This is a genomic window from Streptococcus sp. 449_SSPC, assembly GCF_001073005.1.
Lineage (GTDB): Bacteria > Bacillota > Bacilli > Lactobacillales > Streptococcaceae > Streptococcus > Streptococcus salivarius_F.
The window spans coordinates 304,532-318,388 of record NZ_JVGR01000029.1 but is presented as its reverse complement, the minus strand read 5'-3'; the positions used below and the strand labels follow the sequence as shown (position 1 = coordinate 318,388).

Annotated in this window: 11 protein-coding genes; 5 read left to right on the top strand and 6 right to left on the bottom strand. The window is 39.8% G+C overall.

Going from position 1 to position 13,857, the window contains the following annotated elements; translation table 11 throughout:
- Positions 1 to 52: 52 nt before the first annotated feature.
- Together ADH51_RS07600 and ADH51_RS07595 are read left to right on the top strand one after the other, a co-directional pair.
- Positions 53 to 1,585 (top strand): glycosyltransferase family 39 protein, encoded by a 1,533-nt coding sequence (locus ADH51_RS07600; protein ID WP_225998759.1) that lies wholly within the window; start codon positions 53 to 55, stop codon positions 1,583 to 1,585.
- Between the two features lie 50 nt (positions 1,586 to 1,635).
- Positions 1,636 to 2,976 (top strand): MATE family efflux transporter, encoded by a 1,341-nt coding sequence (locus tag ADH51_RS07595; RefSeq protein ID WP_048675736.1) that lies wholly within the window; start codon positions 1,636 to 1,638, stop codon positions 2,974 to 2,976.
- 44 nt (positions 2,977 to 3,020) lie between these two features.
- On the opposite strand, the gene ADH51_RS07590 is transcribed toward ADH51_RS07595, so the two are convergent.
- Entirely contained in the window at positions 3,021 to 3,989 is a 969-nt protein-coding gene (locus tag ADH51_RS07590) for an ABC transporter substrate-binding protein (protein WP_048675733.1), read from the bottom strand.
- 214 nt (positions 3,990 to 4,203) lie between these two features.
- On the opposite strand from ADH51_RS07590, the gene ADH51_RS07585 reads away from it, so the two are divergent.
- Both ADH51_RS07585 and ADH51_RS07580 read left to right on the top strand, forming a co-directional pair.
- Positions 4,204 to 6,918, top strand: coding sequence for a DEAD/DEAH box helicase family protein (locus ADH51_RS07585; protein WP_048675730.1), 2,715 nt, complete (start codon positions 4,204 to 4,206; stop codon positions 6,916 to 6,918).
- A gap of 72 nt (positions 6,919 to 6,990) precedes the next feature.
- Complete coding sequence (locus ADH51_RS07580; RefSeq protein WP_048675727.1) at positions 6,991 to 7,626, top strand: HAD hydrolase-like protein; 636 nt, start codon at positions 6,991 to 6,993, stop codon at positions 7,624 to 7,626.
- A 64-nt stretch (positions 7,627 to 7,690) separates the two neighbouring features.
- On the opposite strand, the gene ADH51_RS07575 is transcribed toward ADH51_RS07580, so the two are convergent.
- From ADH51_RS07575 to ADH51_RS07555, 5 genes are all read right to left on the bottom strand, one after another.
- Positions 7,691 to 8,455: a nucleoside phosphorylase gene (locus ADH51_RS07575; protein WP_048675724.1), complete on the bottom strand. Its 765-nt coding sequence runs from the start codon at positions 8,453 to 8,455 to the stop codon at positions 7,691 to 7,693.
- 347 nt (positions 8,456 to 8,802) lie between these two features.
- Positions 8,803 to 9,594, bottom strand: a complete 792-nt coding sequence (locus ADH51_RS10220) for a hypothetical protein (protein WP_239682174.1) — start codon at positions 9,592 to 9,594, stop codon at positions 8,803 to 8,805.
- Between the two features lie 335 nt (positions 9,595 to 9,929).
- A complete protein-coding gene (locus ADH51_RS07565) occupies positions 9,930 to 10,967 on the bottom strand; it encodes a zinc-binding dehydrogenase (protein ID WP_048675722.1) in 1,038 nt (345 codons plus the stop codon).
- Between the two features lie 96 nt (positions 10,968 to 11,063).
- Complete coding sequence (gene hemH, locus ADH51_RS07560) at positions 11,064 to 12,158, bottom strand: ferrochelatase (protein ID WP_048675720.1); 1,095 nt, start codon at positions 12,156 to 12,158, stop codon at positions 11,064 to 11,066.
- Positions 12,159 to 12,270: 112 nt separating this feature from the next.
- The gene (locus ADH51_RS07555; protein ID WP_048675719.1) at positions 12,271 to 13,173 is read right to left on the bottom strand and encodes a cation diffusion facilitator family transporter; all 903 of its coding nucleotides are present in this window, start codon (positions 13,171 to 13,173) and stop codon (positions 12,271 to 12,273) included.
- Positions 13,174 to 13,306: 133 nt separating this feature from the next.
- On the opposite strand from ADH51_RS07555, the gene ADH51_RS07550 reads away from it, so the two are divergent.
- A complete protein-coding gene (locus tag ADH51_RS07550) occupies positions 13,307 to 13,846 on the top strand; it encodes a TetR/AcrR family transcriptional regulator (RefSeq protein ID WP_239682173.1) in 540 nt (179 codons plus the stop codon).
- The last annotated feature ends 11 nt before the right edge of the window (positions 13,847 to 13,857 follow it).

Here is a 13,857-nt window from a genome sequence, read left to right as displayed (position 1 = left end):
ACTATAAGGGTAATTACCTATATTAAAGGAGACTTTCAGGATGAAGGCTCTTATGTCATATACGAGTTCTGTTTTAGAATGGTTAGGGCGCTATGTGGGGCTCTTAGTCTTTGGACTATTATTTGTGACGGCTTTACTCATTCGCACGACCATGATGACGGGATACTTTGAGTGGGCAGAGATTAGTAGCGTTCCTTGGTATGTTTATGTTTCAGGTGGGGCCATTCTGCTTTTGACCCTTCTCTGGCCCAAGATCTTAAAGGAACTGACAACAAAGCAGATTTTCATCTTTTTTTCCGTTTGCTTTGTGAGTTTTGGCCTACTTTTGATTTTTCTTACCAGTTTTGCTGGTCGAGACGATGCAGGTACTGTCTTTAAAGGGGCGGTCCAGTTCAATGCTGGCGACTTCTCCTTAATAAAACCAGGAGCCTACTTCTACCGCTATCCGCATCAGTTGGGGTTGCTCAGTTTTGAACGCTTGGTTCTCTATCTGATTCCTTTACCAGTTATCTCTGTTTTCTATGTATTGAATCTTGGCATGGTCATTGGTATGAACTATGCTACTTGGAAAATCACGGATGAACTGTTTACGAGGCCTTTAGTTAGTCGTTTGGCTGTCATCATGAGCTTTGGTTTCTTACCCCTAGTCTTTAACATTATGTTTGCCTATGGACTTATGTATGGGTTGTTCTTTTCTAGTTTTGCCATTCTCTTCTTTCTACGTTATTTAAGACGTGGTAAGGCTAGGAATGCGATTCTTTCAGTTGTCATGCTATCTTTGGCCTACTGGGTAAGGAGCAATAACATCATTCTCATCATTGCGCTATCTGGTATTTTGATACTATTGACTCTGAGAGAGAAACGTTACCGCTATTTGCTTTTAGTCTTAGCTTTCTTTGCCTTTCCTATGAGTTTGCATAAGGCGACGACCAGTTACTACGAGATTACCACCCACCAAAAAATTCCTGGAACACCTCAGATTGCTTGGCTGGCTATGGGCTTACAGGACAAACCCGATTCTAAACGCATGCCAGGATGGTATACCGGCTATGTTCGTGACATTTACGCCAAGAAAAAGGGCAATATCGAAAAGATTGAAAAAAGTGCCAATCACCTTTTTGATAAGCGTGTTCAGTATCTCCTAGCACATCCCGATGAAGCCAGTTGGTTTTTCAGTACCAAGTTTATCAGTTCTTGGACAGAGGGAAGCTTCCAGTCCATCTGGAATGGCCCAAGTAAAGACAAGTTTCAGCCTTTGTGGAATAGGTTTGCGACTTCCATCTATCACGATGGGACCCTGCATCTCTTTTTCGTAACCTATATGCAAGGCTATCTCCTAGTCCTATATCTTGGTGGTGTGTTCTACTACGCTTTCACTTATAAACGAATGGGGGACGGAGCAACATTGGGACTTTATGCCTTTCTCTATCTCTTTGGGGGCATCCTCTTCCACCTCATATCAGAAACTAAAAGCCAGTACACCCTACCCTATATTTACTTACAGATTCCAATGATTGCGGCGGGCTACAACCATATGACACAAATACTTAGCCGCTATCTAAAAAATTGTCGAAAGTCATCCTAGGATGGCTTTTTGTCATTGTTTCACAATTACAATCTTGTTATAATAGTTCTATGAAAAATTCGTCAGTTGATCTTTTACGAGGCCCTATTTTGCGGTCTCTTTTAATCTTTGCCCTACCAATTCTGATATCCAATATTTTCCAGCAACTCTACAATACTGCGGATGTCATGATTGTGGGACGCTTTCTAGGGCCAAATGCTTTGGCTGCTGTAGGAGCTTCTTCTGCTATTTTTGATTTGGTTATCGGATTTGCCTTAGGTGTTGGAAATGGTATGGGAGTTGTTATCGCACGTTATTACGGTGCCCAAGACTTTAGGAAACTTCGTCAGTCTGTTGCGGCCACAGTTGTCATCGGTCTGGGCTTAAGTGCCTTGGTTATGATTATAGGACATTTTGGGCTTTATCCTTTGCTAAGATTTTTAGGGACACCTGCTTCTATCATCGGGCAGTCCTACCAGTATATTTCAATGATTGTCTCCTGTGTTGGGATAACTTTGGGTTATAATCTGTGTGCAGGTCTCCTCAGAGCAGTTGGTGATAGTCTGACAGCCCTCTATTTCTTGATTTTTTCAGCTTTGGTCAATATCGTTTTAGACCTTTTCTTTATTACACAACTCCATCTTGGGGTTCAATCAGCAGGCTTGGCAACGATTATTTCTCAAGGACTTTCGGCAATTCTCTGTCTTTACTATATTAAGAAAAAAGTGATCTTCCTTCTACCAAGAAAGTCAGACTTTGTTCTTGATTCAAGTCTTTATTTGGATCTTTTTGGACAAGGAATGGCCATGGGACTCATGAATTCCATTGTTTCTATTGGGACTGTAACCTTACAGTATGCCATTAACGGCTTTGGTCCTCTCATCATTAGCGCTCAAGTGGCGGCAAGACGGATTATGTCCTTTGCTGTTCTCCCTTTGACTTCACTTGCTGCTGGGGTGACTACTTTCACCTCTCAGAACTTCGGTGCCAAACAGTTTAAGCGCATAGTAGCTGGGTTAAAGCAATCTTGTCTTGTTTCTATAACTTGGTCTGTCATTGCTTGTATCCTCCTCTATGTAGCAAGCCCCTTCTTAGCTAGTCTTATCTCTGGTTCAGATGATGCTGTGATTATTGATAATGCTAGTCGCTACCTTCGTATCAGTTCTCTCTTTTATCCTATTTTAGGAATGCTCTTCATCTTTAGAAATAGTCTGCAGGGTCTAGGTAAGAAACTGACACCTTTAACCTCTAGTTTCATTGAGCTTTTGGGAAAAATTCTTTTTGTTCTTTTGGTCATTCCTTCTATGGGCTATCTTGGCGTTATCCTATGCGAGCCCTTGATTTGGATCCCCATGACCATTCAGCTCTATTTTGCCTTAAGAAAACATATTAAACGCTTGTTTGTCAGTTAAACTTTTTTGAACATAAAAAAACGACCGTCATGGTCGTTTTTAGTTTAATTTAATCCCCATTCATCAGAGATTTGTTTCATAATAGCTTCTTGGGAGACAATCCCAAAGCCCAACATGTAAGTTGAGTAATCAGCATAGATGACCTTGTTATTTTGAACAGCCTTAAGGCTAGTCCAGACAGGGCTATTTTTAAGTTTGTTATCTAGGAGTTCTTGAGAATCTGCTTGAACAATCAGGAGGTCCGGATTAATGTCTTTTAGTTTATCTGGATCGATAACTTGGAACATATCATCTGGATTGAAGGTTTCCGCTCGATTGAAATGATAAGTATCATAGAGATAACCAAAATGCCCGTAAGCATAATAACGGATGTCATTGTCAGTCACGCGCAGATACATGAGTTTTTGATTGCCAAACTTAGCTTTGACATTCTCTGCGAAAACAGCCTCCCTAGCATCCACTCTATCCAGGTCCTTCTTCATCTCATCACGTTTGTCGAAGATTTCTGCTACCTTTAATGAGGTTTCGTGATAGTCCCAATTTTCATCAGTGTTGATCTGGTAGCCAACAGTTGGTGCAATTTCAGACAGCTCCTCGTAGAGGTCTTCCTGCTCGCCTGTCATAAGGATTAAATCAGGTTTTAACTCAGCAATCTTATCCAAATCTGGATTGCCCTGCCAACCAACTGAAACCACTTTTGCATCCTTGTATTGTTTCTTAAAGAGAGTTGAAAATTCTTGACTATCAGCTCGACCAGTTGTCGCACCTACAGGAGTGATATCGAGAGGATCCAAGATTTCACCATAGAGGTTGTCGAGGATAACGATACGTTTAGGAGCTTTTTTCAACTCTGTCGTACCAAAATCATGGACAATCGTCTTCTCCTTAAAAGTCTGACTTGTTTTATTTGACTCTGCATTATGTCCAGACGTCATGTCTGGCAAGTAATACAGTAAAAGACCAGAAATGATGGCCATAATAGCTAATAAATAAAGAAGATTTATTTTTTTCATGACAACTCCTCGATAAGATCGGATTAAATCGTTACTTTAAAGTTATCTTAAAACTTCTTTAATGTCAATCACTTACTGATTCGTTCAAGCCTATATTTTTGATTCTTTTGTTTTAATGGTTAAAACAATCCTTCATTAGGATTGTTCAGCCCTAATAACAACCTTTTAGTTATCTGAACTGTGTTATAATGATAGGTAACATTGGAGGGAAATTATGTTAGATCAGCTTTCATTTAAAGGACAATGGCGACAGTATCAACAACGTGTTCTTGATAAATCAGAAAGTTTTATGGTTGATGGAAAGATTCACTTGGTCGCTGCTCCTGGCTCTGGAAAAACGACCTTAGGAATTGAATTCATACGGCGTTTTGGTAATCCAACTTTAATTCTAGTTCCGACAGTTACTATCCGCCAACAATGGGTGGACCGGATCAAACAAGCTTTTTTAAGTGATGCTAACCAAGCAGAACAACTCATTTCACAAGACTTAAAGAGGCCTAAAATGATTACGGTTGCGACTTATCAGGCATTACATAGTGCCATGAACCAAGTTGTTGGTGATGGTCTTATCGAAGACACAGATGATACAGCTCAACAAGAGCATTTTAATTTTCAAGATTTTGATATCCGAAAAACATTTGAGGATAAAGATTTAGGGACTCTTTGTTTGGATGAGTGCCATCATTTAAGAAATGAATGGTGGAAGAGTTTAGAGATTTTTCGTAAATCCTTTCCTAAAATTAAGATGATTTCCTTGACAGCGACCCCTCCGTACGAAGGAGAACCTGCTCTTTGGGAGCGTTACATCAGCATGTGTGGTGAGATTGATGAAGAAATTACAGTGCCTGAACTGGTTAAGGAAGGGACGCTCTGTCCTCACCAGGACTATGTCTACTTCGCCTTTCCAACTAAGGAAGAACGAACACAATTAGATCAGTTTGAAAAGCAGAAACTTAACTTTCTAACTAAACTATCTACAGATATAAACTTCTCAAACACCATTCAGTCTAGTCCGGCACTAAGTAACCAAATTAGCGATGATGACCTATTGGCTAATCCTAAATATCTTTCCGCTATTCTGATTTTTTTACGGTCTAAAGAATTACCTTTTCCTCAACGTTTTCAAGAACTTCTCGCTGCAAAAGCTTTGCCAACTTTTACGCTTGAGTGGTTTGAAACCTTGCTTAATGGCATTATTTTTCAGGTTCCAAATTGGTTTGGATTTACTGAGGAGGCCTTTACCCAACTGAAAAGTGATTTGAAAGCAAACGGTCTTATCGAAAGAAATCAAGTTAAACTTATCCGGAATAAGAAACAAGATGTCCTGCTCAATCAATCATTGGGAAAACTCAATGCTGTTAGAGATATTTTTAAGGCAGAATACCAGGCTCTAGGAAGTAAGCTTCGTCAACTTGTTTTGACAGACTTTATACGTAAGGATTTTCAAGTTCATTTAGGTGATAAAAATGCTCAATTTACCCAACTAGGTGTCCTCTCTTACTTTGAATCTATTCGAAGAGAAATGATTGAACAGACTTGGACAGTACCTGTAGCTGTATTGACAGGAAGTTTAGTGATTATTCCAACTTCAGCTAAAGAACATCTAGAGCGACTCATTCCTAATTCTCGTTTATCCTATGATGTTATTGGACAGTTGAGCCAAGAGGACTATCTTAAGGTCAGTATTTCTGGTTCCTATCATGATTTGGTTACAGCTCTTACTCAGCTTTTCCAAGATGGATATATCAAAGTGATTATTGGGACAAAGTCTTTATTGGGCGAAGGTTGGGATGCACCTTGTGTTAACTCCCTTATTTTAGCTAGTTTTGTTGGAAGTTTCATGCTAAGCAATCAGATGCGAGGTCGTGCCATCCGTGTTTGGCCTGACAATCCTAATAAAACAAGTAATATCTGGCATTTGGTTTCTATTAATTTATCACCTAGGAGATGGTTTGAATTTCAAGATGACGAAGAAAAATACGATGAGACATTAGAGCTGCGGTTATATGGACTTAGTCCTGACCTAGACTTGTTAGATAGGCGTATGACACAGTTTCTTGGTCTCCATTATCAAGAGCCCACTATTGAATCAGGCATTGATCGCCTTGACCTCAATCAATTAACTTTTAGCCAAAAGGGTCTAGAAAAACTTAATCAAAATGCCATTACACTATCTCAAAAACGTCAGGAGCTTAAAGACCGGTGGCAAGAAGCTCTACCGCTTAACGAAGAAATGGAAGTTGCTAATGAGGTCAAAGTCGACAAACAATTTTTACCGTTAGCATACCTTAATGATTGGATGAAGGCCTTTCTTATTTTCCAAGCCTTTGCTGCCACTTATTTTATCATTGATGTAACAAGATACTTTATTGTTGGAAAGCCGTTTGTTCATAGTCTACCGATATTATTACTTGCGCTTCTTCTACTGGCCGTCTTCTGGGGAAGATATTTTATCTATAGGAGTCCCTATAAACGTTTGGAAACTTTTGGTAAAGCTATCCACCAAGCCCTTCTTGATTCAGGTCAGATTGAGACTGAAGAGTCTGCTCCTAGAGTGGTAAAAGATAGTAAACAGGCGATTTATAACGCTATCTATCTCAAGGGTGCTACCATGAGGGAGAAAGAAATCTTTGCTCAGGCTTTGACTGAGTTTTTCGCTCCTATCGAAAATCAACGCTATATCTTAAAGTCTTGTCACAAGGTGAAAGATCAAACCGAATTTTTTGCCGTTCCAAGTATGTTTGAAAAGCGTAAGGCAGATGCAGAGTCTTTCCTCCGACACATCCAAAAAAGTGTAGGAAAATATAACCTCATTTATACGCGAAGTGTTCAAGGTCGTCCTATTCTTCTGGAAGCTCGTATCAAAGCACTTGGAAATAAGCAAGAACGTACCGTTACACATAAAAAAGTTATGTCAACTTTAGAATGATAAATAGACCTAACCACTTAAACCGTTTTTATCATGTTATAATAAACCAACGACACTATATTGGAGAATTCTATGACACTCACACACATTTTTTTCGACCTTGATGGTACTCTAGTTGATAGTTCTGAGGGAATCCACAATGGTTTTGTTCAAACCTTTGAAAGACTAGGCCTCCCTGTTCCTAGTGATCAGAAAATTCGTACCTTTATGGGACCACCTCTCGAGGTAACCTTTAAAGAAGAGATTAGCGAAGAAGGTGCTGACCAAGCTGTCAAAATTTATCGTGACTATTATGAGACTAAAGGACAATTGGAGGCTCACCTCTATGATGGCATAAAAGAAATCCTTCAACAGCTTAGTCAAGATCCTAGCAAGAAAATCTTTATCACAACTTCAAAAAATGAACCTATTGCTCTGGAGATGTGCAAACACCTTGGAATTACTGAATATTTTGATGGCATTTATGGATCTACTCCTACTGCCTTTCATAAGGCTGATGTCTTGCAGCGTGCCATTACTGAAAATCAAGCACCTAAAGACCAGTCGGTCATTGTTGGTGATACCAAGTTCGACTTGATTGGTGGAAAAACGGTTGGCATCAAAACAATAGCGGTGACCTGGGGATTTGGGAAAAACGAAACCCTTTTGGCAGAAAAACCTGATTTTATTGCAGATACCACCCAAGAACTTTGGGATATTTTGAAATAATAATTTACATCTAAAAAGAGCACGATTATATAGTCATGCTCTTTTTTCGTCTATCGAATCAAAATTACATCTGAACAATGATATCCAAGCAAAGCTTCAAAGCCTTATCAAAAGCCTCTGAACCCCAATCTCGTTGATCGTAATTGTCTATATCTGCAAGGGAATCTGCCGTAAAGAGAAGTAAGCCCCAAATAGCTCCACGAAATTGAGCAACTGCTGCTAGTGCAGCACATTCCATCTCAACTACGCTACAGCCCTCTTCAATACGATAGTAAATCTTGTCTGGTGTCTCCCTATAAAAGCCATCTGTCGACCAGGTCATGACCTCTTCATAGGGGATCTTCTTTTGCTTTAACGTTTTCTCAATGGCTCCAAGAGCTTTTTCATTCATGTCTATATAGCGAGATGGCGCAACATAGTGGTAACTTGCACCTTCATCTCGCAAAGCTCTCGTCGGAATCAAAAAAACATTCTCTGGCATATCTACCAAGACACCACAAGTTCCAGTTGATATGATTTGCTTTACACCATAACCAATTAGCCAATCCATAAATTGTGCAGCTGCAGCTGATCCAACTGGAGCTTGAGCTAAGCAAATCTCCTCCCCGTTGTAAGTCATGACATAAACAGGATAGGTTTTGGTTGCAGAGACAAATTCACCAACTTTTTCAGCGCCAACAGAAGTCGCATAGCGATCGACTTCTTCCTCTAAAAAGCCGTAAACACACCTAGGCGGCAAGTCCAAACCTAAATCCTCATGGGTCGGCATAATCACAGCCTGAGGATTGTCATCAAACTCTAAAATTGGGATTTCATGTTTGTGTATCATCTGTTACCTCCTAAGTTTTAAGAATTATTATATCAAAAAATGCAAACTGATTATATGATTTCATAAAATATTTTAGCTTATAATCAAGGAAAATAGATTATTAAATCATAACACCTAAAAAAAGACATGAATCTGTTTTAGTCAGAAATATGTCTTTTTTGTGTTCTATTCAAGAAAGATTATTTCAATCAGCTTTTATTGTCTCACGAAAACCTCTGATGTTAAGTACCTATTCACAATACTCTGAAATAACCTCTCCTAGCCACTTTTTAAAAGGCTCGTGAGTAGGAGGATTCTTAAAAATAACAAGTAAATAGAATTTATAACTTTTCTTCATCTCCTCATCTTTAATCATCATCATCTAGTACTAGATTCTCATCTTCATAAAAAACGACCTTACCATCTTTTACTTTAAAAGAATAACTGATTGAATCATGATCCCCATCCTTGGTATTAGAATAAAAGAAATTATATTTACCATTCGGAAGATCACTAGCATCTAACTTTTTAGCCACATCTTTCATATCTTGTTCTTTGACTGATGCATTACCATCAATAAAAATAGTCATATAAACCAACTCTTGATCTATCAAGGTTTGGTATGGAATTTGATAGTAACCTGCAAAGTCCTTCTTACCTTCCTTAAGATTTTCTGAAGCAATTGTATCTAGTATTTTCTCCTTTTCATCATGACTGAAGTTAGGTAGAAAACTAAAAAAGTTAATAGGAATACCGAGTTTTTGTTTCTTCAATTGTTTTTCAATATTCTTCTCAACTTTTTGGACAGATTTCTGCTCCAAAAAAGATTCCTTATAGTGTAAAAATTTAATACTTTCATAAGAATCAGGTGAGCTGTCTTCATGAATAGCCCCATTATTCTCTTCCAATTTTATCGTTTGGCCATCGTAGGTTTCCTCAGAATAGGTATAAGATACATGATAAGTTGGTATTTCTAAGGCTGTCCAATATAAGTCAGTGATGGTAACTTTACCATGAAGACCCACTTTATTACAATCTTCGATGATGATTCGCTTAATTTTTATGTAATCACTAGGCATCATCACCTTGCAACCCGTCAAAACCAAAACTGATAGCAGCAAGGGAATCAAGAATAGAATGCGATAGATTTTCTTTTTCATAGCTCTACCTCCATTATGTAACTAAAGAAAGATTAGCAACTGGTAAAATCCATTTTCTGAATATCTGTATAACATTACTAAATTAATGTAAACGATTACATTCTTCATCTTTATTTTAACACCCTTTTCAAGAAAAGTCAGGTAAAATAGGATTCCTACTTTCCCTTCTTTTTTCTGCCTATCCGACCATTGTCATCTCCATCGCAACTGTGATGACCTTAGCAATGGAAGTTTATTTTACGTATTTTTATATGACCCAAACCAAGAAATTTTCAAGTCCGGATTGGGATTTATATAACAAAAATTCTAGTAGATGATTTCTACTAGAATTTTTGTTAGTCAAACACAATAATGGATTTAATAGACTTACGTTCATCCATATCTTTATAAGCCTGATTAATCTCATCCAAGCTGTAGCTATTAGTAAAGACACGTCCTGGATTGATATCACCGTCAAGAACTGCTTTTAACAAAACTTGTTTATCATAAGTAGTAACTGAGGCTGCTCCACCCGCCACTGAGATATTTTGGGCAAAGGTTGAACCAAGGGCACGGTTATTGTAATGAGGAACGCCGACAAATCCCATACGGCCTCCATTGTGAAGAACACCAAGAGCTTGATCAACTGCTGCTTCAGTACCCACACATTCAAGAGCAGCATCCGCTCCTCCTCCAAGGATTTCACGGACCTTGGCAATGCCTTCTTCACCACGCTCAGCGACAACAGCTGTCGCACCTGACTCCAAGGCCATCTTTTGACGGTCTTCGTGGCGACTCATGAGGACGATTTGCGATGCACCACGCATTTTGGCTGCGATAACCGCACATTGACCTACAGCACCGTCACCAATAACGACTACCTTGTCACCTTTTTGCACATTAGCCACACGCGCTGCATGGTAACCGGTCGGCATGACATCAGCAAGAGTCAAAAGTGACTTAAGCATGCCTTCGCTGTAATCTGAAGGTTGACCTGGAATTTTCACAAGTGCCCAATTGGCAAAATGGAAACGGATATACTCAGCCTGAACACCACCTGACCAGTTGGTGCCAATATGGCGGTCACAAGTCCCATCGTAGCCGGCACGGCAGGCATCACACTCCCCACAACCATGAGTGAAAGGCGCGATAACAAAGTCACCTGGTTTTACAGTAGTGACAGCCTCACCAACTTCTTCGACGATTCCGATAGCCTCATGACCGCTATTACTATGTCCTTCTTCGATTTCAGGATTACGGTAACTCCAAAGGTCTGAACCACAAACGCAGGTACGGACAATGCGGATAATAGCATCATCTGGAGCCTCAATTTGCGGTCGATCAATATCTGCTAGACCAACCTGACCAGCTTTGGTGTAAACTGCTGATTTCATATGTTTACCTCTTTTTCTTTAGTTACTATTAGTATACACTTTTAATTAAGCTCTGGCTCAAATCAAGCCCTCCAAATTACTTTCAAACAATAGCAACTAATCATATTTTTTCCCATACTTCTTTTCTAGCATTTTCTTGACCAGATAAGGCATTTTGACATTTTCGCGACCTTTTTTCGCAATCAATTTCTTGACGAAATCGGGCATTTGAATATCCTGTTCCTCATCCAAAATCTGACTCGTGCTTGATGGAGATTCCAACTCATCAAAGGTCTCCAGCTGAGGTTGATAGTCACTATAGTCACCGTCTATATGAGACTGAATTGTCGAAAGAAGTGCCTTGATTAAACGAGGATCGCTATTTGGCATAGGAGGTCGGTGATAGGCCACACCAAGCTCCTGGCATAATTCCTTACACTCCACATCATTATCAAAAAGGACCTCAATATGCTCACTAATAAAAGCAATCGGGACAAAAATATAGTGGTCAGGATGCTCCCTCTCATCTCGCAGATATTCTAAGACATCAGGCTTAATCCAAGGAATACCTATATCACTCTCACTCTGCCAAGTATTGGTGTACTGCTCCTCTTCAAGCCCTAAAATCTCCGCAATCAAGCGACTATTATCATAAATCTGATCGATATAAGGGTCACCAAAATCTAGTGCCAAAACTGGGACGCTGTGGGCTGAAAAAATCACCTTATAACTGTCGTCTCCAATCTGATCTAAAATATTTCGAATTTCATCAGCCCAATAGTGGAGAAGTGAAGGTTCTTGATACCAATCCTTGATAATTTGGAACTTAATCTGCTCACTTTCTAAAAATTTCTCATAGCCCATGACTGAATAGTATGAATAATGGGGCTCTAGGATCAAACACAAACACTCTTCAATTCCGTCATTCTCCATCTCTTTAATCGCATCTGCGATGAAGGGACGGGAAAATTTATTGGCAAAGTAAACCGACACTTGTTCTCCAAGAGCGGAAGCTACCAAGTCAACTTCTTTCTTTGTTATCCTTTGGAGCGGCGTTCCACCGATTCGTAGGTAATGGTCATATAAGGTCTGAATTTCATGGGGTTCGGGACGAACTCCACGTCGTATATTTGTGAAAAATTCCGCTACTCCTTCATAGGTAATCTCTTCTGGGGACCCAAAAGTCATCATCAACACAGCTCTTTTACTCATAATTACTCCTTGTTCCACGTTTGTTCTATTTTATCACGAAAAGGCTTACTTTAGTTGACTTAGTATCAAAAAAACTCCTAGACACAAACTCTAAGAGTTTAAATAACGTTTCTTAATGATGGTGACAATGTCCTTGATTTTGACCCACTTCCAACTCCTCAATATTACGTTTATGGGCTCGGTGGGTGGCTAGGTCTTCATCAACCTCAATGGTAACGTTTTGAAAACCACAATCTTTGAGCAAGGTACGAATCGCTTCTTTACAAACCTCCATGTGGTTGACATGCTCCAGACAAACATGGACAATGGCGTTCTTTTCCAGGCCATCCATGGTCCAAAGATTAAGCTGATTGATACTAGCCACATGCTCCAACTGCTCCAAATCACTCTTGACTTGCTGGATATCCACTCCTTCTGGCACGGCATCGAGGAAAATCCTGAGCGTGCTCCAAAAACGTGGAATGGCTTTTGACAGAATAAAGAAGGAAATAGCAAGAGATAAGAGCGGATCCAGAATATACAAGTCGGTAAATCGAAGAACAATGGCCATTAGGATGACAGCCACCCAGCCCAATGTATCTTCCAGAAAATGCAGGCTAAGAATGGATTCATTCTTGGTTTGCCCCTTGCGAATGACGAGGCTCGCTAGCACATTGATGCTGACGGCTATGATTCCTAGCCAGAGAATCCCCTCATCATTGACTGGTTGTGGGTGAAAGATTTTCGTTATATTTTCCAAAATCACAAGAACAGACCCTGTCATAAGAATCACAGCTGTTACCATGGCCCCTAAAAGGCTAAAGCGCTTGTAGCCCAAGGTATAGTGGCTATCTTCTTCACGATTTGAAATGCTCTCCAAAAAGGCTGAAATCCCAATAGCAATAGCATCTCCCAAATCATGGACGGAATCAGCCAGGACCGCACTGGATCCAAAAATTCCTCCTGCAATAAACTCAACAATGGCATAGCCTAAATTCAAGAAAAAAGCCAGCCAGACCGCATGTTTAGTCTTCATAATCCTAAATCCTCTGATATAATAGATTCATGAACATCTTGTTCATTATCTATTATCCACTACTATCAACAGAAAGGATAGGAGCAAACTGTTTAGGGTGTACGTTACTGAACAGTTTGTTCAAAGTGTCCATATGACAGCACAGGATCGTCGCATCACCAAAACTCGAAAAGCTATCTATCAAGCTTTTTTACACCTACTCAACCAAAAAGACTACGAGGCTATCACCGTTCAAGAAATCATTGACTTAGCCGATGTGGGGCGCTCGACCTTTTACAGCCATTACGAGAGTAAGGAATTATTGCTAGATGAACTCTGTCAAAAGCTCTTTCACCATCTCTTTGAGCGTGCTGAACACCTATCCCCACAAGACTACCTGGCCCATATCTTTCAGCATTTCAAGAAAAATCAAGACCATGTGACCAGTCTCTTGCTCTCTAAAAATGATTATTTCATCCGGCAACTACGAAAAGAACTAGAGCATGACGTCTATCCAATGGTAGCCGACGAACTGATTAAGGCCCATCCAACCATCCCTCACTCCTACCTCAAACACCTGGTCGTCAGCCATTTCATCGAAACTCTCAGCTGGTGGTTGAAGAAAGGTAAGTCCTACACCGAACAAGAAGTCATCCAGTTTTATTTGGAGATTTTAAAAGTGGGTTCTAACTAGAAAAGCGTGTC